This window comes from Kitasatospora xanthocidica (assembly GCF_014656195.1).
Classification (GTDB): domain Bacteria; phylum Actinomycetota; class Actinomycetes; order Streptomycetales; family Streptomycetaceae; genus Kitasatospora; species Kitasatospora xanthocidica.
Window position 1 is genome coordinate 25,404 of sequence record NZ_BNBY01000032.1, and the last position, 24,364, is coordinate 49,767.

The 24,364-nt window shown below is 73.2% G+C and carries 29 protein-coding genes and 1 pseudogene; 21 read left to right on the forward strand and 9 right to left on the reverse strand.

Going from position 1 to position 24,364, the window contains the following annotated elements:
* Positions 1-37 precede the first annotated feature (37 nt).
* Both IE332_RS34575 and IE332_RS34580 read left to right on the forward strand, forming a co-directional pair.
* Positions 38-403 carry a hypothetical protein gene (locus tag IE332_RS34575; protein ID WP_189924368.1) on the forward strand — a complete coding sequence of 122 codons (366 nt, stop codon included), beginning with the start codon at positions 38-40 and terminating at the stop codon, positions 401-403.
* Positions 400-1,193: pseudogene (locus tag IE332_RS34580) on the forward strand (alpha/beta fold hydrolase). Before IE332_RS34575 ends, IE332_RS34580 begins: the two are co-directional and overlap by 4 nt.
* Positions 1,194-1,391: 198 nt before the next feature.
* Here the strand turns inward: IE332_RS34580 and IE332_RS34585 are convergent.
* The gene (locus IE332_RS34585; RefSeq protein ID WP_505744314.1) at positions 1,392-2,588 is read right to left on the reverse strand and encodes an NsdA family TPR-like regulatory protein; all 1,197 of its coding nucleotides are present in this window, start codon (positions 2,586-2,588) and stop codon (positions 1,392-1,394) included.
* 186 nt (positions 2,589-2,774) lie between these two features.
* On the opposite strand from IE332_RS34585, the gene IE332_RS34590 reads away from it, so the two are divergent.
* From IE332_RS34590 to IE332_RS34600, 3 genes are all read left to right on the forward strand, one after another.
* Positions 2,775-3,314 carry an NUDIX hydrolase gene (locus IE332_RS34590; protein WP_189924372.1) on the forward strand — a complete coding sequence of 180 codons (540 nt, stop codon included), beginning with the start codon at positions 2,775-2,777 and terminating at the stop codon, positions 3,312-3,314.
* Between the two features lie 61 nt (positions 3,315-3,375).
* Positions 3,376-4,242 carry a nucleotidyltransferase family protein gene (locus IE332_RS34595; protein ID WP_229929145.1) on the forward strand — a complete coding sequence of 289 codons (867 nt, stop codon included), beginning with the start codon at positions 3,376-3,378 and terminating at the stop codon, positions 4,240-4,242.
* 15 nt (positions 4,243-4,257) lie between these two features.
* Positions 4,258-5,010, forward strand: coding sequence for a phytanoyl-CoA dioxygenase family protein (locus IE332_RS34600; protein ID WP_229929146.1), 753 nt, complete (start codon positions 4,258-4,260; stop codon positions 5,008-5,010).
* A 74-nt stretch (positions 5,011-5,084) separates the two neighbouring features.
* Here the strand turns inward: IE332_RS34600 and IE332_RS34605 are convergent, their stop codons facing one another.
* Both IE332_RS34605 and IE332_RS34610 read right to left on the reverse strand, forming a co-directional pair.
* A complete protein-coding gene (locus tag IE332_RS34605) occupies positions 5,085-5,591 on the reverse strand; it encodes an NUDIX domain-containing protein (protein ID WP_189924374.1) in 507 nt (168 codons plus the stop codon).
* The gene (locus IE332_RS34610; RefSeq protein WP_189924376.1) at positions 5,588-5,863 is read right to left on the reverse strand and encodes a hypothetical protein; all 276 of its coding nucleotides are present in this window, start codon (positions 5,861-5,863) and stop codon (positions 5,588-5,590) included. The genes IE332_RS34605 and IE332_RS34610 overlap by 4 nt, the downstream gene beginning before the upstream one ends.
* 138 nt (positions 5,864-6,001) lie before the next feature.
* On the opposite strand from IE332_RS34610, the gene IE332_RS34615 reads away from it, so the two are divergent.
* The 8 genes from IE332_RS34615 (at position 6,002) to IE332_RS34650 (ending at position 10,546) form a co-directional block, all read left to right on the forward strand.
* The gene (locus IE332_RS34615) at positions 6,002-6,832 is read left to right on the forward strand and encodes a helix-turn-helix domain-containing protein (protein WP_189924378.1); all 831 of its coding nucleotides are present in this window, start codon (positions 6,002-6,004) and stop codon (positions 6,830-6,832) included.
* Positions 6,829-7,041, forward strand: coding sequence for a DUF397 domain-containing protein (locus tag IE332_RS34620; RefSeq protein WP_189924380.1), 213 nt, complete (start codon positions 6,829-6,831; stop codon positions 7,039-7,041). The genes IE332_RS34615 and IE332_RS34620 overlap by 4 nt, the downstream gene beginning before the upstream one ends.
* 10 nt (positions 7,042-7,051) lie before the next feature.
* Positions 7,052-7,264, forward strand: a complete 213-nt coding sequence (locus tag IE332_RS34625) for a DUF397 domain-containing protein (protein WP_189924382.1) — start codon at positions 7,052-7,054, stop codon at positions 7,262-7,264.
* Between the two features lie 275 nt (positions 7,265-7,539).
* The gene (locus IE332_RS34630) at positions 7,540-7,782 is read left to right on the forward strand and encodes a hypothetical protein (RefSeq protein WP_189924384.1); all 243 of its coding nucleotides are present in this window, start codon (positions 7,540-7,542) and stop codon (positions 7,780-7,782) included.
* Positions 7,754-8,278 (forward strand): DUF6879 family protein, encoded by a 525-nt coding sequence (locus tag IE332_RS34635; protein WP_189924386.1) that lies wholly within the window; start codon positions 7,754-7,756, stop codon positions 8,276-8,278. The genes IE332_RS34630 and IE332_RS34635 overlap by 29 nt, the downstream gene beginning before the upstream one ends.
* A gap of 27 nt (positions 8,279-8,305) precedes the next feature.
* A complete protein-coding gene (locus tag IE332_RS34640; protein ID WP_189924388.1) occupies positions 8,306-9,154 on the forward strand; it encodes a helix-turn-helix domain-containing protein in 849 nt (282 codons plus the stop codon).
* Positions 9,155-9,272: 118 nt separating this feature from the next.
* Positions 9,273-9,728 carry a glycine-rich domain-containing protein gene (locus IE332_RS34645; protein WP_189924390.1) on the forward strand — a complete coding sequence of 152 codons (456 nt, stop codon included), beginning with the start codon at positions 9,273-9,275 and terminating at the stop codon, positions 9,726-9,728.
* 107 nt (positions 9,729-9,835) lie between these two features.
* Entirely contained in the window at positions 9,836-10,546 is a 711-nt protein-coding gene (locus tag IE332_RS34650) for a class I SAM-dependent methyltransferase (protein WP_229929147.1), read from the forward strand.
* Positions 10,547-10,626: 80 nt separating this feature from the next.
* Here the strand turns inward: IE332_RS34650 and IE332_RS34655 are convergent, their stop codons facing one another.
* Positions 10,627-11,349 carry a heparin lyase I family protein gene (locus IE332_RS34655; protein ID WP_189924400.1) on the reverse strand — a complete coding sequence of 241 codons (723 nt, stop codon included), beginning with the start codon at positions 11,347-11,349 and terminating at the stop codon, positions 10,627-10,629.
* Between the two features lie 127 nt (positions 11,350-11,476).
* The gene (locus IE332_RS34660) at positions 11,477-12,871 is read right to left on the reverse strand and encodes a uracil-xanthine permease family protein (protein WP_189924402.1); all 1,395 of its coding nucleotides are present in this window, start codon (positions 12,869-12,871) and stop codon (positions 11,477-11,479) included.
* A 354-nt stretch (positions 12,872-13,225) separates the two neighbouring features.
* Here IE332_RS34660 and IE332_RS34665 point away from each other — a divergent pair, with 354 nt between their 5' ends.
* The 3 genes from IE332_RS34665 to IE332_RS34675 all read left to right on the forward strand — a co-directional run bounded on the left by IE332_RS34665 (position 13,226) and on the right by IE332_RS34675 (position 16,951).
* Complete coding sequence (locus IE332_RS34665; protein WP_189924404.1) at positions 13,226-16,072, forward strand: AfsR/SARP family transcriptional regulator; 2,847 nt, start codon at positions 13,226-13,228, stop codon at positions 16,070-16,072.
* A gap of 103 nt (positions 16,073-16,175) precedes the next feature.
* Positions 16,176-16,661, forward strand: a complete 486-nt coding sequence (locus IE332_RS34670) for a RipA family octameric membrane protein (protein ID WP_189924406.1) — start codon at positions 16,176-16,178, stop codon at positions 16,659-16,661.
* Complete coding sequence (locus tag IE332_RS34675; RefSeq protein ID WP_189924408.1) at positions 16,658-16,951, forward strand: DUF7701 domain-containing protein; 294 nt, start codon at positions 16,658-16,660, stop codon at positions 16,949-16,951. Before IE332_RS34670 ends, IE332_RS34675 begins: the two co-directional genes overlap by 4 nt.
* 27 nt (positions 16,952-16,978) lie before the next feature.
* Here IE332_RS34675 and IE332_RS34680 read toward each other — a convergent pair whose 3' ends face one another.
* Positions 16,979-17,404 (reverse strand): tautomerase family protein, encoded by a 426-nt coding sequence (locus IE332_RS34680; protein ID WP_189924411.1) that lies wholly within the window; start codon positions 17,402-17,404, stop codon positions 16,979-16,981.
* A gap of 233 nt (positions 17,405-17,637) precedes the next feature.
* Between IE332_RS34680 and IE332_RS34685 the strand changes: the two genes are divergently transcribed.
* The 3 genes from IE332_RS34685 (at position 17,638) to IE332_RS34695 (ending at position 19,756) form a co-directional block, all read left to right on the forward strand.
* Positions 17,638-18,540, forward strand: a complete 903-nt coding sequence (locus IE332_RS34685) for a SigB/SigF/SigG family RNA polymerase sigma factor (protein WP_189924413.1) — start codon at positions 17,638-17,640, stop codon at positions 18,538-18,540.
* A gap of 95 nt (positions 18,541-18,635) precedes the next feature.
* Entirely contained in the window at positions 18,636-19,031 is a 396-nt protein-coding gene (locus tag IE332_RS34690; RefSeq protein WP_189924415.1) for an STAS domain-containing protein, read from the forward strand.
* Positions 19,032-19,291: 260 nt separating this feature from the next.
* Positions 19,292-19,756, forward strand: a complete 465-nt coding sequence (locus IE332_RS34695) for an ATP-binding protein (RefSeq protein ID WP_189924417.1) — start codon at positions 19,292-19,294, stop codon at positions 19,754-19,756.
* Positions 19,757-19,828: 72 nt separating this feature from the next.
* On the opposite strand, the gene IE332_RS34700 is transcribed toward IE332_RS34695, so the two are convergent.
* Both IE332_RS34700 and IE332_RS34705 read right to left on the reverse strand, forming a co-directional pair.
* Positions 19,829-20,509 carry a VOC family protein gene (locus IE332_RS34700; protein WP_189924419.1) on the reverse strand — a complete coding sequence of 227 codons (681 nt, stop codon included), beginning with the start codon at positions 20,507-20,509 and terminating at the stop codon, positions 19,829-19,831.
* 153 nt (positions 20,510-20,662) lie between these two features.
* Positions 20,663-21,301, reverse strand: coding sequence for a hypothetical protein (locus IE332_RS34705; protein WP_189924421.1), 639 nt, complete (start codon positions 21,299-21,301; stop codon positions 20,663-20,665).
* Positions 21,302-21,436: 135 nt separating this feature from the next.
* On the opposite strand from IE332_RS34705, the gene IE332_RS34710 reads away from it, so the two are divergent.
* Positions 21,437-22,774: a M14 family zinc carboxypeptidase gene (locus tag IE332_RS34710; RefSeq protein WP_189924423.1), complete on the forward strand. Its 1,338-nt coding sequence runs from the start codon at positions 21,437-21,439 to the stop codon at positions 22,772-22,774.
* Positions 22,775-22,803: 29 nt separating this feature from the next.
* Here IE332_RS34710 and IE332_RS34715 read toward each other — a convergent pair whose 3' ends face one another.
* Positions 22,804-23,388, reverse strand: a complete 585-nt coding sequence (locus IE332_RS34715; protein WP_189924425.1) for a TetR/AcrR family transcriptional regulator — start codon at positions 23,386-23,388, stop codon at positions 22,804-22,806.
* A 96-nt stretch (positions 23,389-23,484) separates the two neighbouring features.
* Between IE332_RS34715 and IE332_RS34720 the strand changes: the two genes are divergently transcribed.
* The gene (locus IE332_RS34720) at positions 23,485-24,354 is read left to right on the forward strand and encodes a class I SAM-dependent methyltransferase (RefSeq protein ID WP_189924427.1); all 870 of its coding nucleotides are present in this window, start codon (positions 23,485-23,487) and stop codon (positions 24,352-24,354) included.
* Positions 24,355-24,364: the final 10 nt, after the last annotated feature.

Here is a 24,364-nt window from a genome sequence, read left to right on the forward strand (position 1 = left end):
GTCGAGACGGGTCCGGCGCTCCCAGTAGCCTCGCCCCGTGACGGAACATGAGCGGTACGCCCTGTACCGGGAAGAAGCGAAGGTACTGGCGGAGATCGGGGACCACGTCCACGCCCAGGTCGGGAAGGTCACGGTGCGGCTGCCCCGGGCGGTGGCCCAGGCCGCGGTGGACGCCTGGGAGCGGGACGACTCGGACGGCGAGCTCGGCGAGGAGACCCGTGAGCAGTACGAGGTGCGGGACCACGCCGGCAACCTGGCGCTGATCGGCCTCGCGATCTCGGACGGCGGCCGCTGGGAGGGCGAGGAGGTCGTCGTCGACCTGCACGTCCACTCCGCGGGGGCGGCCTGGCTCGCGTACGCCGAAGCCGCGGGGCCGGACTACCGGGTGCCGGAGCAGTCATGACGCACGCGATCACACCGGACGGCGTCCGCATCGCCTACCAGTTCCACCACGGCCAGGGGGCGCCGCTGGTCCTGCTGGCCGGCCAGGCCAACAACCACCACTGGTGGGACGCGGTCCGCGCCGACTTCCACCCCGCCCGCAGCACCCTCACGCTCGACTACCGCGGCACCGGCGACAGCGACAAGCCCGACACCCCCACAGCACCGAACTCTTCGCCGAGGACGTCATCGCCGTCCTCGACGACCTCGGCATCGACCGGGCCGACGTCTACGGCACGTCCATGGGCGGACGGGTCGCCCAGCACCTCGCGGCCCGCCACCCGCACCGGGTCGGCGCCCTGGTCCTCGGCTGCACCTCACCCGGTGGCCCGCACGGTGTCGAACGCGGCAACGACGTCCGCCGGGCCCTGGCGCAATCCCAGCCCGGCGCCGCCCGGCAGGCCCTGCTGGACCTGATGTACACCCCGGGATGGCTCGACGCCCACCCTGGCCCGCACCACACCCTCGGCGACCCCGACATGCCCGCCCACGCCCGGCGCCACCACCTCGTGGCCAGCAACCGGCACGACGCCTGGGACCTCCTGCCGCAGATCGGCGCGCCCACCCTGGTCGTCCACGGAGGCGACGACCTGCTCAACCCCGCCGCCAACGCGCCCCTGCTCGCCGACCGCATCCCCGGCGCCCGGCTGCACCTGATCCCCGGAGCCCGGCACGCGTACTTCGAGGAGTTCCGCGCCCAGGCCGGGCCCCTCGTCCTGGACTTCCTGACGACGGCCCCGAGCAGGCTGTAGGTGCTCTTGCTGGTCCCGGTCAGCCGACCGGGACCGGGACCCCGCGCACGAGGAGGGGGAGGCCGGCGCCGTGCTCCCAGGCATCCCAGGCGTCCTCGACGCGGCGGTACTGGTGGTCCGTCATGACCGTGCGCAGCTTGGCCTGCGGCGCCCAGTGCAGGGCGCGAACCTTCCGGCCTGACCGTGTTCGGTGATTCGTCACCGGGCCGTCAGCGCACCGGCGGCGTGACGCATGTCGGCGAGAGCGGAGGCCAGCCGGGTGGAGCCGACGGTGGCCGCGAGCGCGGCCGCCTGGGCGGCGTGGTGGTCGGCTTCGGCGCGGTCGCCCTGCCGGTAGAGCACAGTTGCCAGGCGCGTGGTGGCCATCGCCCGCACCCGGGCCTGGGAGGTGTCGGCCTCGGCGGCCCGGCGCAGGTCGGCGACGACCTGGGGGTTGTCGCGGCCGGTGGCGGCGGAGAGCAGGTAGAGGGCGAAGCCGGTGTCGCTGCCGAGCTTGGCGACGGTGATGGTGGTCGTCCATGGTGGACCCGAGGCGAGATCGGTGACGCGCTCGTAGGTGCGTTCGGCGGCCAGCAGGTGCCGGGCCGCCTGCCGCTCGTCCCCACCCAGAGCGTGGGCCTGGGCGCGGACGGCGGCGAGCATCGCCCGGGCCGCGGCGGGCAGGCGCCCGCCCACCTGCCCGGCCAGGAGCAGGGCTTGGTCGGCGCGGCGCAGGTGGATCTCCTGGCGTGCGGCGTTGGTGGCCAGGTGGCACAGCAGGCCGGTGTCGCCGTGCTCGCGACCGGTGATCAGCCCGAGCCGGAACAGTGGGCGGGCTTCGTCGTACAGACCGGCGTCGAAGCTCGACCAGCCGGTCAGGTTGGCGAGGCGGGTGATCGCGCCGAGCAGCGCGGTGCGTACGGCAGGGGTGGTCGACGCCGAGGTGAGGTCGATGGCGGCGCGCAGCTCACGCAGCGCGAGGTCGCGCACGGCCCGCCCACCGGATCGGCGATCCCAGCGCTCCAGCACACCGATGCGCTCGGCGATCGTGGTGACGTCTGCCCTGCGCAGGCGGGAGAGCGGTCGGGCCGGCGGCAACAGGCCGGCCAGCGCGGCGGCGAGGACGTCTCGGCGGTTCGAGGGACTCACCTCATCGGGGTGATCGTGGTGGTGGACCTGCTTGGGAACCAGACCCAGCTCGGCTGCCGTTCCCGCCTTCAGGACCAGGCAGAGGGCCTGCCGGTAGTGCCCGTGCGGCCAAGTGATGAGGCCACGTTCTATGCGGGAGACATAGCCGGCGTCAAACGACGATTCCCGCCCGGCCACCGTCTCGACCAGCCCCCGAACCTGTTCGGCGACCTGGCCCTGCGTCAGGCCCAGCGCAAGCCGCGCGTGCCTGAACAGCGCGTTCGCCATGAAACCCCACCCCCAACTCTCGGTGCAGGGAGAGAATCCAGCGTATCGAGCGGTCTGCGAACTGCCCACCGATCTGCCCTGTCCCCATCACCCGATCAGGTGGTCTCCTGGATGCGCCCCGCCTGCCGACGGGCACCGGCTCCGGCGCAGAAACTACCGGCCCGGCCAGGGCCGTACAGTCTGGCCATGACCGACACCACCGCGCCGTGGCGCGAGATCGAACGCGCCACCGTCTTCAGCAAGTTCGGCCGGTCCGTCGACCGGGTCGACTTCGAGTTGCCCGACGGACGGAAGGAGGAGTTCTACCTCAAGCGTGAGCGTCCGGCCGGCGCGGTGCTCGCGCTCACCCCCGACCGACGCGTCATCCTCGCCCGCCAGTACCGGCCGGGCCCCGACCGCGTGCTGTACGAACTGCCGGGCGGCTTCCTCGAACCCGGCGAAGAGGCGGCGGACGCCATCGCCCGGGAACTGCTGGAAGAGACCGGCTACCAGGGCCGGATCCACCCCGCCGGACCGTACTGGCACGACGCCTACTCCAACGCCCTGCGCTTCGCATTCCTCGCCACCGACTGCGTCGAGGTCGCCGAACCGCAGCCGGAACGCACCGAGTTCATCGATGTCGTCACCCTCACCCTGGACGAGTTCCGCACCCGCGTGCTCCGCCGGGGCGAGCTGACCGACACCGCCGCGGCCTACCGCGCCCTGGACATGCTGAACCTCCTGTAGCCCGGGAGACGGCGGGCGGGCCGGGCCCGACACCCCACGCTCACCCACCCGGGAGGACGCCATGGCCGAACGGAGCACCACCGACACCCGCCCCGCCGACTGGTACACCAGCACCCTCGTCTCCCTGCCCGCCCGGGCCGTCGCCCTGGTCCTGGCCGGTGGCAAGGGCAGCCGCCTGCGCGCCTGCGACGACCCCGAGCTGCACCGCACCCCGAAGGTCCTGGTGCCGATCGACACCCCCACCGGCCGCACTCCCATGCTCGGCCACGCCCTCACCCAGCTCACCGCCGTGGGCTTCCGCCACATCGCGGTGCTCACCAGTACCGACCCCGCCAGCGGAGCCCAGGACGTCGAGACCTACGCCCTCACCCACTCGGCCCGGCAGGCGGAGCTGACCATCCACCGCGAGGACCACCCGCTCGGCACCGCCGGAGCCGCCTACGCCGCGCTGGCCCACCTGCCCGACACCTCGATTGCTGTGGTCCTGCCCGCCGACACGCTCTTTCCCACCGCCCTGCTGCCCGCCGCCGTCGCCACGCACCGCTCCCGCCAGGCGGTGGTGACCTGGACCGTCACCACCGCGCCCGGCCGCTGCGCGCAGAACGCGGGCCGGCTCTTCCTCGACCCCGGCTGCCGGTTCGTCGTCCACGCGCTGGAGGGTGTGGACGTCACGCTGCCCACCGGCAGCCGACAGGGCTTGCGACAGGCCACCAGTACCGGTGCCGTCATCCTCACCCCCGGCCCGTTCCGGGCTCTGTTCGAGGAATACGTCCAGCGCCAGACTCAGCCGGACGAGGCGGACCTGTACCGGCAGTTCATGCCCTGGGTCATCAGCCAGGGGCACCCCGTCAGCGCCCACGACATCCGCACCGCAGCCCCCGACCTCGGTACCCCCGACCGGCTGGCCGCGTTCGGCCGCACCGTCTGAAGGAGACCGGCCACTGTGTCCATCACCTGCCGGCCCGCGCTGACCGAACAGCAGGCCCGCCACTTCCGCGACCTCGGCTACCTGCGGCTGCCCGACCCCGGCCTGCCTCGCGGTCTCCTGGCCGCTGTCGCCGAGGTCATCCGTACCCGTGCTGCCCGCCTGCCCGCCGGGCAGACCAAGGTCTACCGGCTCTACCAGCACGACCGGGCCCTGCTGCACCGCCTCGTCGCCCACCCCGCCCTCACCGCACCGCTGACCGCGCTGCTCGGCCCGAACGTGGTCTACGTCCTCAACCGCCACAACCAGGGCTCGCTGAACGCCCCCGGTGCCCAGGAGGTCCGACTGCACCGCGACATCCTCCAACCCACCCGCGGTCTACTCACCGCCGTCGTGTACTTCGAGGACGCCGGCGTGGAGACCGGCTGCACCTGGATCGTCCCCGGCTCCCACCGCGCCCCCTATGTCGGCGTCCCACAGCCCGGTGGCGGCGGCACCTGGATGGACGAGCACCCCGAACTGGCCGACCTCGTCGACCAGGCCCTCCCCGTTCCCGTCCCCGTCGGCGGGGTGCTGCTCTTCGACGCCTGCGTCTTCCACACCGTCGGCCCGAACACCGGCGTGAGAACCCGCACCGGCGCGGTCCTCGGCTACCGCAGCGCGGACGAACTCGACGCCAACCCCGACCCGACCCGACAGATCGTCGTCGCCGGGACCCAGCTCTACCGGGGCAACGACGGGCCGGGCAGCGGCGAGTTCGGCGGAGTCTGAGCCGGAGCCCGACCTGAAGGCCCGGACCGTTCGCGGTCCGGGCTCGCGGGCGTCGTCGCCGGTTGAGGTCCCGGTCAGCCGACCGGGACCGGGACGCCCCGGACGAGGAGGGGGACGCCGGCGCCGTGCTCCCACGCGTCCCAGGCGTCCTCGACGCGGCGGTACTGGTGGTCCGTCATGACCCGGCGCAGCTTGGCCTGCGGAGCCCAGTGCAGGGCGCGGACGTCCTGCGGCGGTTGGTGGGGGCGGACGGCCCCGGCCTGACGGGAGGTGACCACCCCGCCCGCGTACACGAAGTCGAGGCCCTCGGGGAGTTCGGCGGCGGGGGAGTAGTCGACCGTGAGGATGGTGCGCAGCGGGAGGACGAGCCCGGTCTGCGTTTCGAGGTGACGGCGGGCGGCGAGGTGGGGGAGCTCGTTCTGCTCGGCGCTGCCGCCGGGCAGCGTCAGCCCGTCCTGGTGGACGGAGTCGACCAGGAGGACGAAGAAGTCGCCCGACCCTCCGGGGTCCTCGCGCAGGACGAGGACCTGCTGGCCCGACCGCCGGCCGGGGGGCTTGCTGCTGAAGAGGGCCTTGCTCAACTCTGCTCCAGATGTGAGGAATTGCTGTCGGAGGGCAAAGGCCACCCGTCGAACGGCCGGCGACGCGACGTCCCGCAGGTCCCCGGCGCGAACTCCCGGGGCTCCAGCGGCCGGATCGAGGAGAGCGCGACCCGCCGCAGGGGGCCGCTCGCCCCCAGCGGCCGGAGAACCGCCTTGCCGAACTCGACGTCGATGAAGACGCTCTCGTGGCGGCTGAAGTCCCGTACCACCTCGTGGAGTTGGAAGAAGGAGGGGTCCTGCGCGTCGGGCATGGGGGCTCCACAGGTAGCACTGTGCTTCCGGTGAATTACCGGGTGTAGCCATGGTGGCGTGGTTGCCCCTACTATCGGAAGGCGTTCCCACTTGACAGTTTCCCGTTGTGGTATTCGCTTGGCGTCGGAGGCCTGACGATGCGTGAGTCTCAGCTGGATCCATCGGCTTCGCCCCTCAAGGCGTTTGGGGCCCAACTGCGCAGGTTGCGCAAGGCGGCGGGCCTGACGCAGACCCAACTCGGCAAGCGGACGGTGCTGAGTGATAGTCAGATTTCGAACCTCGAAAGAGGGACGCGCAATCCCACACTCGACTGGGTCCGTGTCGCTGACGGGGCCCTGGATGCCAGTGGATCGCTGGAACTGACGTACTGGAGTCTCAGCGGCTCGTCCTTGCTGGAAGGGTTTCCCGAGTATGCGCAGCAAGAGGCACGAGCTCAGGGGATCTCCCACTTCGAGCTGGGCATCGTGCCTGGCCTGATGCAGACGATGGAGTACGCCGCCGCCTTTGCACACGCGGCCGTACGACGCGGCAGCATCACCGAGGAGCAGGCGGCGGATCGACTCGACTTCCTGGCCACACGCCAGAAGCTTCTTGGCCAGAAGTCGGCGCCGCGCCTGCACTTCGTCCTGGACGAGGGGGCCCTCCTGCGAAAGGTGGGAGGGCCCAAGGTCATGGCGCGGCAGTTGGCGCATCTTGAAGACCTTGCGAGCCGTCCGAACATCACCATCCAGGTGGCGCCGTTCTCGCTGGCAGAGGAACTGCCGTTCACCATGGTTGTCACGCTGTTGACCATGACGGATCGAACACTCCTGGCATACTCGGAGTGCCAGTTGCGTGGCTTCCTCGCGCGAGACGCCGAGACTGCTCAGGCTTGGGAGCGGGACTTCCGTCAGCTCCAGGTGGAAGCGCTGTCGAAGGCCGCGTCACTGGAGAAGATCCGCAAGCAAGGCGTGAGAGGAACGTCATGATTCCCCGTGTAGACCTGGCCGACGCCCAGTGGTTCAAGTCCTCCTACAGCAACAACGGCGGTACTTGCGTCGAGGTCACCGCCGACTTCGCCGGCCTGGCCCCCGTCCGTGACTCGAAGGACCCTCAGGGGCCTGCCCTCGTCTTCCCGATCGAAGAGTGGGCGTCGTTTGTCGCTGCTGTCCGTGGCGGCGAGTTCGGCGAGGTCTGAGAGGAGCGTCATGGCGGATCGTGTGGACCTGGCCAGCGCTGCATGGTTCAGGAGTAGCTACAGCAACAACGGTGGTGACTGCATCGAGGTAACCGCAGACTTCCCCGGTCTGGCGCCGGTCCGTGACTCCAAGGACCCCCAGGGCCCGGCTCTCCTCTTCCCCTCTGCAGCCTGGGAGTCGTTCGTCGCGGCTGTCCGCGGTGGCGAGTTCGGCGACATCTGAACCCAGACATGCCGCAGGCCCGGACCGCCCCCACAAGCGGTCCGGGCCTGCGGCTGGTGCGGGGGCCTATGAGCCGGCGGTGGCGGCTTCCAGGGTGGTGGCCATCACCGGGCCGGTGAAGGTGTTCGTCGTCGGCGTGCCCACAGCGTGTGCGACACGTGCTCGGTGTCCCACTTCTGCAGCCGGATATGCCGTGATGGGGGGTCTTGACGGTGGTCGCTCAGTCGTGGAACGTCTGGCAAATCCGCGCAATCAGCTTGCGAGAGGGAGTCGGCATGGCACTACGGTTGATCGGGATAGACCCCAACACGGGGGACGACGAGTGCCCGACCGTCTGGTACGACGACGAAGCTGACGAGATCGTCGTGCAGGGCTGGAAGGCCGCCGAGAACCTGCGCGCCAAGTGCCTGGAGACCGGCAGCATCCCCAGCACGGAGGATGTGGTCCGGCTGCCGGCGCGGATGGTGCCGATCTTGAGGAAGGCGTGCGATGCCGCAGAAGGTGCCGACGTTCGCTGAGCAGCTGGCCGCCGCCCGATCCAGCGCAGTCCATTTGGAGATGCGCGACTCCTACAGCGTGGCCAAGGAGATCGGGGCATTCGCGGCGTGGCGGGACGGCTTCCGCCACGACCCTGACGACCGGGCGTCCTGGTGGCGGCCGTGGCTGACACTGATCGAGGAGACCGTCACCCGGGGCGTCGAGATCAGGCGCGTCCGGATCGTGTCCGAGCCGGTGTCGGAGTACATCCGGTTCGAGCACTCCGGCACCTTCACCAACATCGCCGCGGGCGAGCGGATCCGGTGGCTGCCCCGGAGGCAGGCGTCGGACATCGCCTTGCCGGGTAACGACTTCTGGTTGTTCGACGGCGAGTTGGTGCGGTTCAACCACTTCACAGGTGACGGGGAGTCCGCCGGGCCGTCCTTCAGCGACGACCCCGCAGTCGCCGGCCTGTGCGCCACCGCGTTCGAGACGGCCTGGGAGCGGGCCGTGCCGCACGAGAAGTACGCCGTCTGATTACGTAGGCACTGGCCAACAGCATCGATGTCGATCTCCCCGTCCTCCGGCGCCCAGGCTGCCCGTCTGGCCCTCGCCGCGCGCCTCGGCGAGCTGATGCGCGACGCCGGCCTGAAGGGCGGGGAACTGTCGGCCCGCTGCGGCTGGCATCCGGCCAAGACCTCCCGAATCCTCAACGCCAAGGTCGCCCCGTCGGACTCCGACGTCCGAGCCTGGTGTCGAGCCTGTGGAGCCGACGACCAGGCGGCCGACCTGGTCGCCTCGAACAGGGCCGCGGACTCCCTGTACGTCGAGTGGCGGCGGATCACTCGCACAGGCCTGCGCCGGGCACAGGAAGCCCGGGTACCGCTCTACACCCGAACCCGCCACTTCCGCGCCTACTCTTCCCGCGTAGTCCCCGGTGCCCTGCAGACCAGGGAGTACGCCGGTGCCCTGCTGCGCATTGTGGCCGACGTCCGCCAGACCCCGGACGATGTGGAAGCCGCCGTCGAGGCCCGGCTCGCCCGTTCCGGCGTCGTCTTCGGAGGAGGGCGCCGGTTCGTCGCGGTCATCGAGGAGTCCGTCCTGCGGTACCGGATCGGCGACGACGAGGTGATGGCCGGGCAGCTCGGCCATCTGCTCGGGGTCATGTCGATGCCGTCGGTGTCGCTGGGCGTCATCCCGTTCACGGCTGCCCGCACCATGTGGCCGACCGAGACCTTCAACCTCTTCGACGACCGGCAGGCCGGGGTGGAGCTGTTGTCGGCCCAGGTCACCGTGACCGCGCCCAGCGATCTGGCCCTCTACGCACGGACGTTCGCCCGTTTCGCCGAGCTGGCCGTGCACGGCGGCGCCGCTCGCGCACTGATCACCGCAGCGATCGAAGCGCTGGGGTGAAGGGCCCGCAATTCTTCGCAACTTCCTTGATGCGCAAAGGGGTTGGTCCGTAGTTTTTCACAGTGGTGCCGGGCAGTGCCCGCCACCACCAGGTGCCCCAACAGCAGTCGGAGGAACCATGGCAACCGCAGTTGCACCCACCGACCCGATCGTCGGCCCGCTCCGGAACGTTCGCGACCACATCCCCACCGATCTGTGGGACAAGCAGGTCAACCTGCTGATGCGCGACTACCCCTACGACTCCGTCATGGCCACCCGCGTCCTCGGCCAGGGCTACGCCTACCTGCTGACCGCGATGGCCCATCGCGGCGAACACCTGAGCCTCGGCCCCAGCTCGCTGGTGGACATCGGCGTCCACACGATCATCCTGGACACCGTCGCCTACGCCGAGCTGTGCCGGACCCACAACGAGGGCCACTTCCTGCACCACGTGCCGGCCGTCGAGTTCAAGAACGACGGCACCGTCCTGCGCACCGCCCGGCTCATCGCCGCCGACGGCTGGGACGTGGACCTTCCGCTGTGGGCCGACGCCGCCAACTGCAGCCCCTGCCACCCCGGCAATGACTCGCACTGATCGGCTAGTTGCGGTGGTCCCGGCCCGGCCGGGACCACCGCAACACGGACGGGTGCGGTTCACCCGAATCCCTACGCCCGGGTGCACCGGGCACCAGGATGGCCCGGGTGAAGACCACCTCCCCCGCCCAAGGCGCCGAGCCAGACCTCTGGCACCACTACGGCCGCTCCCGGGCCGACACCGACCGGACCGTCCCCGACTCCTTCTCCTGGGTCTGGGCCCAGGACGGCGGACCGGGGGCCGAGGTACTGGGTGACCTCACCGATCTCGTCGTGGCCGACCTCGGCGCGGGCGCAGCCCGACACGCCGCCCACCTCGTCGCCCACCAGGCCCCGGCCCGGGTCGACGCCATCGATGCCTCCTCCGCCCAGCACGCGATGGCATGCAGCCTCTACGGCTGTCTCGCGCCGCGCCTGCGCCCACTGCACGCCGACGCGATCGAGCACCTGGACGCGCATCCGGACGAGTACGACGTCCTCTACTCGGTGTTCGGCAGCCTCTGCTTTGCCGACCCCCGCCGACTGCTTTCCGTCGCCGCCCGTGCCCTGCGTCCCGGCGGACTTCTCGTCGCCTCCACCCTGGGGTGCTACGTCGGTGGAGCGCCCGCCGAGCCGGACGTCCGGCACGCCGACATCCCGGCCCGTACCTCGGACGGCACTCCGACAACGATGCGCCGCTGGGTCCTCCAAGAGCACGTCTGGACGAAGCTGCTGGACGAGGCTGGGTTCACGGAGATCAGTATCGACCGGCTCCCCTCCGCTACTTCGGGTTCACGCTCGGCCGACACGTTGCTCGTCCGGGCCTGTCGGCAGGGGTGAGGACCCGGGCGCGACCTCTGAAAAAGCCTCGGGCCCGGACCGCCCCCACAAGCGGTCCGGGCCCGAGGTGGTGCGGGGGCCTACGAGCCGGCGGTGGCCGCCTCAAGGGTCGTCGCCATCACCGGGCTGGTGAAGGTGTTCGTCGCGTCTGCCGTGGACTCGTGGTACGAGCCCCACTTCAGGTAGTTCCGGTCGCCGTCCCAGGTGGTGCCCTTGAAGGTGCCGGAGCCGGTGGTGAAGGTCTGCTTCTTGCCGTCGAACCAGAAGTCGATCGTTCCGTCGGTCCTACCGAGACGGATCTTCAGCGCGTACGAGTGCCACTGGCCGTTCGTCGTCGGCGCGGTCCACAGGGTGTGCGACACGTGCTCGGTGTCCCACTCCTGCAGCCGGATGCGGCCGTTGGTGGCGTCGATCTCGATCGGGTGGTTGGCGGTGTCGGTGCTCGGCGAGCACTTCAGCTGGAACACGTACCGGCTGTTGTCGTCCTTGATGTCGACCTTGGACGACCACCCCAGGTAGAAGGTGTCGCCGTTCTTCAGGTCGGGGCCGACCGTCTCGCAGCGCTCCTCGCCGGCCGCCTGGTACGCCCGCCACACCTTGCCCTTGGCCGCGTCGTTGACGACCTTGAAGTTGCCCGAGGCGCACTGCACGGAGGGGAAGGAGGACGGGCCCTTGCTCGTGCTCGGGGTCCACAGGACCTGGCCCGCCGCGCTGCTGGGGGTCACGGAGGCCCAGGAGAGCGCGAGTACGGCGGTGGCCACGCCCCCGTAGGTGAGCTTGCGGCGGTCGGACAGCAGGGACATGCCTCTCCCGAGGTCGAAATGGGCTGCGACGTGGGCTTACGCAGCGATTCGACCATCCGTCGGGCTTTCAAACCAGGCGGAAACACCGGCGGAAGTAATCCTGCGACCACTTCCGCCGGTGCCCCCGTCAGCTCCCGGTGCCGGTCCCGGCCTGCTCGTCGTACGAGGAGGTGCCCTCGTCCAGCAGCGGCTCCTGCGTCTTGAGGTGGGCCGGGGCCAGTGCCCGCAGCGCGTGGTAGCCGGTGATGACGACGAGGGTGCCCAGCGCGATGCCGCTGAGGCTGAAGGTGTCGGTGAACTTGAGCGTCACGTTGCCGATGCCGATGATGATGCCCGCCGCGGCCGGCACCAGGTTGAGCGGGTTGCGCAGGTCGACCCCGGACTTGGTCCAGATCTGCGCGCCGAGCAGGCCGATCATGCCGTAGAGGATGACGGTGATGCCGCCGAGCACCCCGCCGGGGATGGCGGCCACGATGGCGCCGAACTTGGGGCAGAGGCCGAAGAGCAGGGCGAAGCCGGCGGCGGCCCAGTACGCGGCGGTGGAGTAGACCCGGGTGGCGGCCATGACGCCGATGTTCTCCGAGTACGTGGTGTTCGGCGGGCCGCCGACCGCGGTGGAGAGGATGGAGGCGACGCCGTCCGCGGAGATCGCGGTGCCGAGCTTGTCGTCCAGGTTGGCGCCGGTCATCTCGCCGACGGCCTTGACGTGCCCGGCGTTCTCGGCGACCAGCGCGATCACCACGGGCAGCGCGACCAGGATCGCGGACCACTGGAAGGACGGGCCGTGCAGGGTGGGCAGGCCGACCCAGTCGGCCTTGCCGACGCCGGACAGGTCCAGCCGCCAGTGGTCGGTCAGGTGCCCGCTCGCGTCCACCGAGTGGATCTTCCCGAAGACCCGGTCGAACAGCCAGGAGATCCCGTACCCGAAGACCAGCCCCAGGAAGATCGCCACCCGCGACCAGAAGCCGCGCAGGCCGACCACGGCCAGCCCGGTGAAGAACATCACCAGCAGCGCCGTCCACTGGTCCTGCGGCCAGTACGTCGAGGCGGTGACCGGGGCCAGGTTGAAGCCGATCAGCATGACGACCGCGCCGGTGACGATCGGCGGCATCGCCGCGTGGATGATCCGCGCCCCGAACCGCTGGACGGCGACGCCCACCAGGAACAGCGCCACGCCCACCACGAGCACCGCGCCGGTGACGGTGGCGCTGGTGCCGCCCTGCGCCCGGATCACCGCGGCGACGCCCACGAAGGACAGCGAGCATCCCAGGTAGCTGGGCACCCGGCCGCGGGTGGCCAGCAGGAAGATCACGGTGGCGACGCCGGACATCATGATCGCGAGGTTGGGGTCGAGCCCCATCAGTACGGGCGCCACGAAGCTCGCCCCGAACATCGCCACCACGTGCTGGGCGCCGAGTCCTACGGTGCGGGGCCAGGAGAGCCGTTCGTCGGGGCGGACGACCGCCCCCGGTTCGGGCGTGCGCCCGTCACCGTGCAGCTTCCAGCGCACGCCGAGATCCATGATGGGGTCTGCTTTCTGTACTTCCGAAGATCGGTCCGGACCATTCTGGTGGCCGCCGCGGGTTCCGCCGAATCCGTCCGCGTTTCGGCCGCGCGTTCCAGGTGTCCGGCATCCGCCCTGGTCAGGGCCTGCTCGGGCGTTCCGCCGTTCCGGATCGCCGGTGATCCCTGGCGGCCGGTACGGTCCACGGCGCAAGCTCTGGGCCAAGGGCCGCGGACCGGTCGGCGGTGCGGTGGCCGAAGCCGTGGCACCCGGCCGTCATCCGGTGGCCACCTTGGCGTCACCCGGGCGACACCCCGTGATCGCCGCATCGCCTACTGTCATATGCTTGTCACGTTGAATGAGGGGCGGGTCTTGGATTTCCGACTGCTGGGATCGGTGGCCGCGGTGGCCGCGGACGGCCGGGAACTCCCGGTAGGGTCCGCCAAACGGCGCAGCCTGCTGGCCATGCTGCTGCTCAACCCCGGCGCCCCCGTCACCGTCGACCGGCTCACCGAGACCCTGTGGGACGAGGAACCGCCCCGGCACTCGCGCACCGTCATCCACAACCACGTCTCCGGCCTGCGCGCCCTGCTCGCCGCCCACGGCGCGCCCGACGGCGGCGTCGAACTGGTCACCGACGGCGGCGCCTACCTGCTGCGGGTGCCCGACCTCGCCGTGGACACCGACCGCTTCGAACGCCTGCTGCGCTCCGCCCGCACGACGCCCGACGCCGCCGAGGCCGTCACGGCGCTCCAGGAGGCGCTCGCGCTGTGGCGCGGCCCCGCGCTGGCCGGCACCGCGCCCAGCGTCCCGCTGCAGTGCGCCGCGCACGCCCTGGAGGAACTGCGGCTCGCCGCCGTGGAGGAGCTGGCCCGCGCCCACGGCCGGCTCGGCGACCACGGCGCCGCGGCCGGCGTGCTGTCCACCGAGGCCACCATGAACCCGCTGCGCGAGCCGCTGGTGGCCGCGCTCGTCCTGGCGCTCGGCCGGGCCGGGCGGCGCTCGGAGGCGCTGGACTGGTTCCACCGCACCCGCCGGGCCCTGGCCGAGGAACTGGGCATCGACCCGGGCCCCGACCTCGTCGAGGCCTACGACTTCCTGCTGCACACCCCCGCCGCGCCGCCGCGCCGCTCCGACCGGGTCCCGCCGCCGCGGGTGGCCACCGTCGGCGGGCTGTCCTCCGTCCCCGACTCGCACCCCGCGTCCGGAGCGGCCCTCGCCCCTGGGGCCGCCGGCGCACCGGTCGCGCCGCCCACACCCGTACCGCCCACTCCCGTACCGCCCGCCCGCCCGCCGCGCACCGCGCCCTGGCCCTTCCCCCGGCGCCCGCGCGGCTTCTCCGGCCGCGAGGACGAACTGGCCGCGCTCGACCGCGCCGCCGCCGGACCGGGCGCGATCGCCGTGGTCACCGGCGGCGCCGGGATCGGCAAGACCACCCTCGCCCTGTACTGGGCCCACCGCCGCCAGGACGACTTCCCCGACGGCCGGCTGTTCGTCGACCTGTGCGGCCACAGCCCGCTGCCGGAACGTTCCACCCCCGCCGTGCTGCGCGAACTGCTGCTCGGCCTGGGCCTGCCCGCCGAGCAGATGCCCGCCACCCCCGAGGCGCTGGCCGCCCGCTACCGGGAACTGACCGCCGACCGCCGGATGCTCATCGTCCTGGACAACGCCCGCCGCTCCGACCAGGTCCGCCCGCTGCTGCCCGACGGCGAGGACTGCGTCACCCTGGTCACCAGCCGCGACCGGCTCGGCGGCCTGGTCGCCTCCGACGCCGCCCGCCCCGTCCCGCTCGCCGAACTCTCGCCCCCGCAGGCCGTCACCCTGCTCGCCGCCACCCTCGGCGCCGACCTGGTCGCCGCCGAACCCGAGGCCGCCGCCCGGCTGGCCTGCCTGTGCGACGGGCTGCCGCTCGCCCTGCGCCTGGCCGCCGCCCGGGTCGCCACCGGACCGGCCCGCGACCTCGCCCTGCTCGTCGACGAACTCGCCGACGAACAGAGCCGGCTGGACCTCCTGGAGATCGAGGACACCAGCGTCGCCGCCACCCTCGCCCTCACCGTCCAGCACCTGTCCGAACCCGCCCGCCGGATGTTCCACCGCCTCGGCGCCCACACCGGCACCACCCTCGACAGCCGCACCGCCGCCGCGCTCGCCGACTGCCGCCCCGCCGAGGCCGCCACGGCGCTCGGCCAGCTCGCCACCGCCCACCTGCTCGTCGAGATCGGTCGCGACGCCTACACCCTGCACGACCTCGTCCGCCTCTACGCCCGCAGCCTGCCCGGCGACATCGACGACCAGGTGCTGCCGCGCCTGCTCGACCACCTGCTGAACACCCTCGTCGCCGCCTGCGACGCCGCCGAACCCGGCAGCGAACCCTGCTGCGCCCTGCCGCCCGGCACCCGGCCCGCCGACGTGCGCCCCTTCCCGGACCGGGCGAGCGCCCTCGCCTGGTACGCCGCCGAACGGGACACCCTGCGCGGCGCGGTGGACGCGGCGGTCGCGGCCGGGCTGCACGACCGCGCCTGGCGCCTGGTCCTGCTGCAGTGGCCGCTGATCGTCTGGCAGGTCAGGGACGGCTGGGTGCCGCTGCTCGAACACGGCCTGGCCGCCGCCGAGGCCGACCACGACCCCGCCGCCCAGTCCCGCGCCCGCGCCCTGCTCGGCTGGGTCCTGCTGGAGGAGGGCCGCCACGAACAGGCCCTCGTCCACCTGGAACGCGCCCCCGACCTCGCCGCCCGGGCCGGGGACGGCGCCGCGCAGGCCGTCGCCCTGATGAACCTGGCCGTCGCCCTCGGCCGCTACGGCCGCAACGCGCGGGTGCGCGGCCTGCTGGTGCGCGCCCTGTCCCTCGCGGAGCGGGCCGACCGCGCCGACCTGGCCGCCCTCGCCCGCCAGCACCTCGCCCACGCCTGCCTGGCCGACGGCGCGCCCGAGGAGGCCGCCCACCACGCCGCCCGCGGCCTGGCGCTGGCCGAACCGCCCTTCCCCGCCGCCCGCCGGGTCCTGCTGCAGACCCTCTACGGCCGCGCCCTCGCCGCCACCGGCCACCCGGAGGAGGCCGCCCGCCACCTCGACGCCGCCGTGCGCACCGCCCGCGCCCACCAGTACGAGGAGGGCGAGGCGGGCGCCCTGGCGGCCCTGGCCGCGCTGCAGGGCCTCCCGACCGCGACGGCGACGGCCTCGGCGGGCGCCACGGCGAGCGCCTCCGCACCCGGCCGGTAGAACCACGCCCCCACCGGGAACATGACGCTCCATCAGCGCAGGCGGGGGCGCCACCGTGCCCGAACGGTTCGTCCCCGCCGCCCGCCCGCCCGAGGGAGCAGCGATGACCGTCCCGCCGGAGCCGACCCGCCAGAACGAACTGCTGGAGCTCTACAAACTCGCCGTGGAGATGGCCGACCGCGTCTCGGCCCGCCGGGGCACCGCCAACACCTTCTTCCTGTCCGTGCAGACCGCCCTGGTCACCCTCATCGGATTCGGCATACCCAGGCTCTCCGAGTCCCCGTGGTGGGTGGCGACCGCCGTCGCGCTGGCCGGCATCACCCTCTCCGTCGCCTGGTGGATGCAGCTGCGCAGCTACCGCGACCTCAACGCCGCCAAGTTCAAGGTCATCAACGCCCTGGAGGCGGACCTCGCCGCGCGGATCTACACCGACGAGTGGGACACCCTCAGGAGCGCCTCCCGCCGGGGCCGCTGGCACAAGCACTACACCGAACTCGGCACCAGCGAGCGGGCCGTGCCGGTGGTCTTCGCGGCAGCCCACCTGATCCTGCTCACCGGCACCCTCGTCACCGGCACACTGGCCGTATGAGCCACCTCGACCCCATCGCCGAACTCATCCGCGACTGCCTGCCCACGGAGGCCAGACCCCCCGCGGGCTCCGACGACCTCTTCCGCATCTACGCCGTCCTGCTCCAGGCCAAGGGCGAGGCGGTCACCGACGAGGACGTCCACAACGCCTGGACCGCCTGGACCCAGGCCACCGACGACACCCACCGGGCCCTGGTGCCCTTCGCCGAACTCGACGCCCCCACCCGCGCCCTGGACGCCCCCTACACCCGCGCCATCCGCACCGCGGCCCGCAAGCTCCACCAGCGCTAGCCGGCTTCGCGGCCCGCCCCCCGCAGGTCACTCCGGGGGGCACTCCTGCGGCGCGGGGTCCTCCTGCGGCGCCGGGGCGTACTGGGCCTCGCCGTGGCCGAGCGACCAGTCGACCGGCGCGTTCTCGGTGAGGACGACGAACACGTTGCGCGGCTCCGTCCCCGCGTGGGCGTGGGCGAGTTCGGCGATCCTGCGGTACAGGGCGCGCTTGCGCTCGTCCGGGCGCCCGGCGCGCAGCGTGATCGACACATAGACGATGCCCTCGTCCCGGTGCACGCCGAGGTAGCCGCCGTAGCGCAGCGCGCTGCTGACGCCGTCGTGTCCGGTCAGCACCTGGAAGTGGTCGTCGGGCGGGATGCCGAGGGTCTCCGTCAGGGCCTGGTGGACGGCGCGTCCGAGGGCGTCGAGCCGGCCGGGGTCGGCTCCGGACGCGTCGATGCGGACGAAAGGCATGGCGACTCCCCCTCCGGGGCCGGGTGCCGGGCCGGTGCCGGGCTCGACACCGTGCCGTACATACTAGTAGGTACAGATGGGTTGGGGGCAGCCGCCGTCCGGAGGTTTCGCCGTCGCCTCCAGGGGTAGTCGCCGGGGTTTCACCAAACCTCCACCCCGGGTGGGCGCATCGATCGGCCCTCACCGGGTAGCCGGGGCCTTCGACCGCGCCGACGCAGGAGGAAGGGAATCCGATGGTCACGCCCACTGGTGAACTGCCCGTTTCCGCCGATCCGTCGACGGGTGGGCCGTCGTCCCCGTCGGCCGTGCCCGACGGGGGGCTGCGGGACCTGCTCCCGTCGCGGCTGGCCGCCGTCGACGACCCGCGGGAGATCGCCCCGGCCGACGCGCGGGAGCTGACCCGGGTGCTGCTGCGGCGCCTCGGTGCGCTGGAGGAGGGGACGCGGGAGTACTCCTACGTCCGGGCGACCCTGGTGGAGATGAACCTGTCGCTGGTGCGGTTCGCGATCCGCCGCTTCACCGCGCACCGCGAGCCGCAGGAGGACCTGCTGCAGGTCGGCGCGGTCGGCCTGATCAAGGCCATCGACCGCTTCGACCCCGGCCTCGGCGTCGAGTTCACCACCTTCGCCCTGCCGACCGTCCTCGGCGAGATCCGCCGGCACTTCCGGGACACCACCTGGGCCGTCCACGTGCCGCGCCGCCTCCAGGAGCTGCGGATCGTGCTGGCCCGCGCCCAGGAGGGCCTGGCGCAGCGGCTGGACCGCGCCCCCACGGTCGCCGAACTCGCCGAGCACCTCGACCTCTCCGCCGAGGAGGTGATCGAGGGCCTGACCGCCGCGAACGGGCACACCGCCGGCTCCCTGGACCTCGGCACGGAGGACGACGACGGCCCCGGCCCGCTGGCCGAGCGCCTCGGCGAGGACGACCCGGACCTCTCCCTCGTGGAGGACCTGGTGGCGCTCAAGCCGCTGGTCGCCGCCCTGCCCGAGCGGGACCGGCTGATCCTGTCGATGCGGTTCTGCGAGGACCTGACGCAGTCCCAGATCGGGGAGCGCCTCGGGCTGTCCCAGATGCACGTCTCCCGGCTGCTCGGCCGCACCCTGCGGCGCCTGCGCGAAGGCCTGGAGGACGCCTGACCGTGCCGCGGGGCACCGTCCGGTCCGTGACCCCTGCTTGGCCCGCGGGCGCGACCTCCGTAAGGTCGGAGGGCAGGGCTATCGAGGGGACGACGATGACGCCATCCGACGACGACCGGCGGCAGACCGCCCCGGCGGCCGCGCGGGCCCGGGCGGAGCGGGCGGTGGAGGTCCGTCCCGGGACGGGCGGCGCGGCGGTGTGCGTCCTGGCGGGCGACCTCGACATCGAGACGCTGGGGCCGGCCGCGGAGGCGCTCGCCGCCCTGGTCGCGCGGCGCCCCCGCGCGGTGGTGATCGACCTCTCGGGGGTCGGCTTCTGCGACTCCTCCGGCCTGAACCTGCTGCTCAAGACGCGGCTCGCGGCGGGGGAGGAGGGCGTCGCCCTGCACCTGGCCGCCGTGTCGGCCACCGTCATGCGGGTCCTCGAACTGACCGGCGCGCAGGCGGTGTTCTCCCTGCACGCCTCGGTCGAGGACGCCCTGGCGGGCTGAGCGGGGCGCGGTCGGGCCCGCCCGTCCACGGGCGGCGGCCGGAGTGCCGGCCGGAGCGCCGACGGGGTGTCGGCCGGAGTGCCGTCGGGGTGGTGACCGGAGTGCCGGTCGGGTGCCGGTCGCGTGCCGGTCGCGTGTCGGCCGGGTGTCGACGGGGTGTGCCGTCCGGGCCGCGGGCCGGGCCGCGGCGGTGCATAATCCCGAAAGCGCCGGGAAACCGACCATGCGACAACCGCCGTCGAGCCGAAGGGTGCCCTCGTATGACGATGAGCCGGGGAACCCTCGACGGTGATCCGCACCGAGCCGGGCGTACGCTGCCCGCCGGCGGCCAGCGCAGACGGCTGACCCTGGCCGGGCTCCCCAAGCCGGTCGCCCACGCCCGGACCTTCACTGCCGGCGCCCTGGCCGACTGGTACGCGTGCACCGGCGAGGGCGTGGCCGCGGACGTCCTCCTGCTGGTGGCGGAACTCGTCGCCAACGCCATGCTGCACGGCGACGGCCCGCTGGAACTGCTCCTGGACGCCACCGGGGCCCGGCTGCGGGTCGGCGTCAGCGACCGCAGCCCGGCCCTGCCCGCCCCGCGGCTGCCGCACGAGCCGGCCCTGCCCGGCGGCCACGGCCTGGTCATCGTGGAGCGGCTGGCCGACCGCTGGGGCGCCGAGCCGCACGGCCGGGGCAAGACGATCTGGGCCGAGTTCGACGCCGCCCGCCTCACCCGCACCTGACCCGCCGCCCCCGGGCCCGCCGCGCCTGACCCGCTCCCGGGCCCGCCGTCCGGGGTCCGGCCGGGCCGGCCGTCAGGACGGCACCGGGGCGGGCGGCGCGGCGGCCTCCCAGGCGAAGCCGTCCGGGTCGGCGAAGGCGTCGGCGGTGCCGCCGAGGACGACGCGGTGCGAACCGGTGCCGTCGGCGGGGACGCCGAGGTCCTTGGCGAGGGCGCGGCGCTTGTACAGCGCCAGCTTGACGGGGCCGGGCCGACCGGGGCCGGCCTGGCCGGGGGCGAACTCGGTGTACTTGCCGCCGAAGCTCTTGGCCACGGTCAGGCCCCGGCCGACGTAGAACTGCCTGGTGGCCTTCACGTCCTCGACGCCGATCAGCAGGACGACCTCGTCGATCTCGCGGGTGGCGGGGCCGGTGTCCTTCTTCGCCGAGGTCGCGATCTTCCAGATCGTCCCGTCCGGGGCCTGGACGACGCCGCCGTAGCCCCACAGCGACTTCGCGGCGGGCTTCAGCACCGTGGCGCCGGCGTCCACGGCGGCGCCGACGAAGCCGTCGACGGTGGCCGGCCCGGCCACCGTGAGCGCCAGGGTGAAGCCGCGGAATCCGGCGGAGTGCGCCCCGGACGCCCGCAGGCGTACGTACGCGTCCACGCCGAAGGCGCGGTAGAAGCGGCGGGCGGCCTCGGGGTCGGCCACCTCGAGGGTGACGGACGCGAGGGAGGCGGGGGCTGCGGTGGAAGCGGTGGTTGCCATGACCATCACGCTAGGGGCCGCACGGCGCCCGGCGCTTCTCCAATCCTGACCGGTCCCGGGACCGGCCCCGCCACGCCCGCCGGTCCCGCGGCCCCGCCGGTCGTCCCCCGCGACCGGCGGGGCCGCTCAATGCCAGCTCAGTGCCCGCTCAGGGCCCGCTCAGCGGGCGTCCAGGGCGGCGTCGGGGGTCTGCCCGGCGGCCGTCTGCTCGACGCGCCGCGCCAGTACCGTCGCCAGCTTCTCCAACTGCTTGACGTCCGAGGACTCCTGGAGCATGACGCCCGCGAAGGTGGTGCCCACCCGCATCAGCACGATGTTGCGCGGGCCCTTGCGGGACGAGGCGCCGTAGGCCACGGTCTCGCTGCCGATGGTCGGCATCGCCAGCTTGGCCGGCGACTCCGCCTTCTTCTCGAACGCCGTCGCCGTCTTCGCGAGGTAGGCGCCGGCCTGCTCCTTGGTGGCGAAGGTGGTGATGTTGAACGTGGCCGTGACGGTGCCGTCCTCGAAGTCGGCGGTGCCTTCGAGCTTGCAGCCCGGGCAGTCCTCGTCGGTGCCGTCCTTGACGGAGACCTTGTTGTTGTGGACCTCCCAGCCGGGCATGGCCGCTCGGCCGGGCAGGGTCTGCTTCAGCGCGACCTTGTCGGAGAGCACGGTCGTGAAGTCCGCCCATTTCTGTGCCCCGGCGGCCAGTTCACCCGAGACCGCGCTGGAGCCGCAGGCGCTCAGCGCCCCTCCCAGGACGATCGCCGCCATACCGATGCCCAGCCCCCGTGCGCCGGCGCCGATCCGCGTGACCATGTCGAAATCCCCGTTCCTAGCCTTCAAGATCATCGGATGATACGTCAGATCAAAGGCGGTGTGGGACGCTCCCGCCACGCCCCCGCCCGTCGTACGCTCCCAGCCCGGGGGAGACGACCACAGGGGGAAATCCGGATGCTCACCGACACCTCGACCGGCGCGGGCCAGGCGGTCCTGCTCCACGACCGCTGTCCCACGCTCGCCGAACTCGCCGACACCGCCCACCGGCTGGCCGCCGCCCGGCCCGACCTGTGCCGGGTGCGCACCGTCGGCACCTCCCGCGCCGGCCGCCCCCTCACCCTGCTGACGGTCGGCCGCGCCGAACGCAACGTCCTGGTCGTGGCCGGCGCCCACGCCGACGAGTTCGCCGGCCGCGCCAGCACCGTCGAACTCGCCCACCGGGTCCTCGCCCGCCCCGCCCTGCGCACCGCGGCGACCTGGAACTTCCTGCTCTGCCTCGACCCCGACGGCGCCCACCTCGCCCGACGCGCCGTCACCGCCCGCACCCTGCCCGAGTACTTCGCCGGCTACTTCCGCCCCGCCGCCGAGGAGCAGCCCGAATGGGCCCCGGCGATCGGCGCCCCGCTCCCCGAGAGCCGCGCCCTGCTCGACCTCATCGACGAACTGCGCCCCGCCCTCCAGTTCACCCTGCACAGCATGGACGTCGGCGGCACCTTCCTCCAGGCCACCCGCGACCCGGCCGACCTCGCCGCCCCCTTCGCCACCTCCGCCGCCGCCCTCGGCATCCCCGTCGAGACCGGCACCTACGACACCTTCTGGCTGCGCGAATCCGGCCCCGGCGTCTTCCTGATGGAACCCCACCACATCGACCGGCAGGAGAGCAGCACCGGCATGCTCGCCCCGCACCCCGCCGCCCGGCCCGGCGACACCGGCGGCGTCCGCGCCTCCACCTGGTTCGCCCCGCAGCGCCACGGCGGCGAGACCGTCATCGTCGAAGTGCCCGCCTGGACCAGCGACCGCCTCGGCGACACCCGCCCCGCCGACGACGCCCCCCGGGGCCTGAGCGCCGCCGCCGACCGGCTGCGCACCCGCGGCGCCCTGCTCACCGAACTGCTCGACACCGCCCTGCCCCACCTGCCCGCCGACGACACCGCCCTGCTGCGCGCCGTCCGCAGCCCGCTGACCGCCTCCGGACAGCTCGCCGACGAATGGGACCCCGGCGCCCTCGGCCGCGGCCTGCTGCGACCGGGCCTGATGACCAGGGCCAAACTCGCCGGCATCGACCTGTGGGCCCACCGCGTCCCCGTGCGCGCCGCCGCCCTGCTGCGCCGCGCCATCGAGCCCGCCGGGGCCCGCACCGCCCCGGAGGCCGCCCGGCTGGACGCCCTCCTGCACGACTGGTGCGCCCGCTACCAGCACCGCTTCCGCCCCGTCTGGCTCCCGGTGGCCCGCCAGGCGGAGCACCAGGCCAACATCGTCCAGGCCGCCGTCGAACTGCGCCTGACGGCCTGACCGTTCAGGGCGCCGTACCGGTTTCCGGCTCACACCCCGGGGAGCAGCGCGGCGACCAGCCGCCGGACCAGCGCGGGGCCGTCGGCCGCCCGGTCCCCGTACATCAGCAGGTGGTGGACCGAGCCCGCGAGGGCGAGCGCCAGCATCGCGCAGTCGGCGTCCGCGCCGACCCGGCCCAGCCGCTGCTCGGCCTCCAGGTAGCGGGCGAGCGCGACCTCGACCGCGTCCGGCCCCGGCGCGCCGGCCTCCCAGGCCAGCCGCACCCGCTGCGCGGCGCCCTGCCGGGAGACCGCCGCCGCCGCGATCACCGGCCCGGTGGTGCCGAGCAGGACGAGCGCGGCGCCGGCCAGGTTCTCCCGTACGTCCCCGCTGCCCGCCCGCTCCGGCAGCGGGGCGACCTCGGCGGCGATCCGCTCGAAGCGGTCCAGGACGAGCTGGGCCACGAAGTCGTCCAGGTCGGCGAAGTGGTTGTACAGCAGCCCCTTCGCGCAGTCCGCCTCCTCGGTGACGGACCGGTTGGTCAGCCCGGCCGGCCCCTCCCGGGCGAGCACGCGCTCGGCCGCCGCGAACAGCCGCTCCCGCGCGTCGGGGATCGCTACGCCGCGTGGTGACATCCAGGTCCTCCGGAAAGGGTCTTGCACAGTATGGGCACTGGCCCATACCTTGCTATGGGCACTCGCCCATACTAGTGGTCCGGCAGGAGCGAACCCATGCGCACACCCGTCAACACCGCCCAGAACCACGCCTGGAACGGCGACGAAGGCCGACACTGGAGCGACCACCACGACCGCTGGGACGCCGTCAACGAAGGCTTCGACCCGCTGCTCCTCGCCGCCGCCGCGATCACCCCCGACGACCGCGTCCTCGACATCGGCTGCGGCGCCGGACACACCACCCGCCGCGCCGCCGACGCCGCCACCCGCGGCTCCGTCCTCGGCCTCGACCTCTCCGCCCCGATGCTGGAACGGGCCCGCGCCCTGACCGCCGAACGGGACCGCGTCGTCTTCGAGCAGGGCGACGCCCAGATCCACCCCCTGCCCACCGCCGCCTTCGACGTCGCGATCAGCCGCTTCGGGATCATGTTCTTCGAGGACCCCGCCGCCGCCTTCGCCAACATCGCCCGCGCCCTGCGCCCCGGCGGCCGCCTCGCCTTCGTCTGCATGGCCGACCCGGCCCGCACCGAATGGGTCCGGGTCTTCGAGCAGGCGCGCGCCGCACTCCCGCTCCCGCCGCGGGCCGCCGCCCCGCCCACCGGCCCCGGCATGTTCTCCCTCGCCGACCCCGCCGAGATCCACCGCGTCCTCGACGCCGCCGCCCTCACCGACGTCCGCACCGAACCCGCCGAGGCCCACGGACACTTCGGCCGCGACGCCGCCGACGCCGCCGGCCACCTCCTTGGCTCCGGCCCCGCCCGCCACCTGGCCGACCTGCTCGACCACACCCACCCGGCCCCCGCCGGCACCCCCACCGGCACCGACCGCGTCCGCGCCGCCCTCACCACCGCCCTCGCCCCCCACGCCCGACCCGACGGCGTACGGCTGCGCACCTCCGCCTGGCTGGTCACCGCCACCCGCCCCTGAGGCGGCCCGG

What these genes read in the sequence shown, in the direction of transcription:
- IE332_RS34590 (WP_189924372.1), top strand. Translation starts at nt 2,775, where the DNA reads ATGACCGACACCACCGCGCCGTGGCGCGAGATCGAACGCGCCACCGTC.
- IE332_RS34640 (WP_189924388.1), top strand. Translation starts at nt 8,306, where the DNA reads ATGTCGATCTCCCCGTCCTCCGGCGCCCAGGCTGCCCGTCTGGCCCTC.
- IE332_RS34720 (WP_189924427.1), top strand. Translation starts at nt 23,485, where the DNA reads ATGCGCACACCCGTCAACACCGCCCAGAACCACGCCTGGAACGGCGAC.
- IE332_RS34695 (WP_189924417.1), top strand. Translation starts at nt 19,292, where the DNA reads ATGACGATGAGCCGGGGAACCCTCGACGGTGATCCGCACCGAGCCGGG.
- IE332_RS34645 (WP_189924390.1), top strand. Translation starts at nt 9,273, where the DNA reads ATGGCAACCGCAGTTGCACCCACCGACCCGATCGTCGGCCCGCTCCGG.
- IE332_RS34675 (WP_189924408.1), top strand. Translation starts at nt 16,658, where the DNA reads ATGAGCCACCTCGACCCCATCGCCGAACTCATCCGCGACTGCCTGCCC.
- IE332_RS34630 (WP_189924384.1), top strand. Translation starts at nt 7,540, where the DNA reads ATGGCACTACGGTTGATCGGGATAGACCCCAACACGGGGGACGACGAG.
- IE332_RS34610 (WP_189924376.1), bottom strand. Translation starts at nt 5,863, where the DNA reads ATGCCCGACGCGCAGGACCCCTCCTTCTTCCAACTCCACGAGGTGGTA.
- IE332_RS34635 (WP_189924386.1), top strand. Translation starts at nt 7,754, where the DNA reads ATGCCGCAGAAGGTGCCGACGTTCGCTGAGCAGCTGGCCGCCGCCCGA.
- IE332_RS34595 (WP_229929145.1), top strand. Translation starts at nt 3,376, where the DNA reads ATGGCCGAACGGAGCACCACCGACACCCGCCCCGCCGACTGGTACACC.
- IE332_RS34615 (WP_189924378.1), top strand. Translation starts at nt 6,002, where the DNA reads ATGCGTGAGTCTCAGCTGGATCCATCGGCTTCGCCCCTCAAGGCGTTT.
- IE332_RS34700 (WP_189924419.1), bottom strand. Translation starts at nt 20,509, where the DNA reads ATGGTCATGGCAACCACCGCTTCCACCGCAGCCCCCGCCTCCCTCGCG.
- IE332_RS34685 (WP_189924413.1), top strand. Translation starts at nt 17,638, where the DNA reads ATGGTCACGCCCACTGGTGAACTGCCCGTTTCCGCCGATCCGTCGACG.
- IE332_RS34625 (WP_189924382.1), top strand. Translation starts at nt 7,052, where the DNA reads ATGGCGGATCGTGTGGACCTGGCCAGCGCTGCATGGTTCAGGAGTAGC.
- IE332_RS34670 (WP_189924406.1), top strand. Translation starts at nt 16,176, where the DNA reads ATGACCGTCCCGCCGGAGCCGACCCGCCAGAACGAACTGCTGGAGCTC.
- IE332_RS34660 (WP_189924402.1), bottom strand. Translation starts at nt 12,871, where the DNA reads ATGGATCTCGGCGTGCGCTGGAAGCTGCACGGTGACGGGCGCACGCCC.
- IE332_RS34705 (WP_189924421.1), bottom strand. Translation starts at nt 21,301, where the DNA reads ATGGTCACGCGGATCGGCGCCGGCGCACGGGGGCTGGGCATCGGTATG.
- IE332_RS34690 (WP_189924415.1), top strand. Translation starts at nt 18,636, where the DNA reads ATGACGCCATCCGACGACGACCGGCGGCAGACCGCCCCGGCGGCCGCG.
- IE332_RS34620 (WP_189924380.1), top strand. Translation starts at nt 6,829, where the DNA reads ATGATTCCCCGTGTAGACCTGGCCGACGCCCAGTGGTTCAAGTCCTCC.
- IE332_RS34715 (WP_189924425.1), bottom strand. Translation starts at nt 23,388, where the DNA reads ATGTCACCACGCGGCGTAGCGATCCCCGACGCGCGGGAGCGGCTGTTC.
- IE332_RS34680 (WP_189924411.1), bottom strand. Translation starts at nt 17,404, where the DNA reads ATGCCTTTCGTCCGCATCGACGCGTCCGGAGCCGACCCCGGCCGGCTC.
- IE332_RS34710 (WP_189924423.1), top strand. Translation starts at nt 21,437, where the DNA reads ATGCTCACCGACACCTCGACCGGCGCGGGCCAGGCGGTCCTGCTCCAC.
- IE332_RS34585 (WP_505744314.1), bottom strand. Translation starts at nt 2,588, where the DNA reads ATGGCGAACGCGCTGTTCAGGCACGCGCGGCTTGCGCTGGGCCTGACG.
- IE332_RS34655 (WP_189924400.1), bottom strand. Translation starts at nt 11,349, where the DNA reads ATGTCCCTGCTGTCCGACCGCCGCAAGCTCACCTACGGGGGCGTGGCC.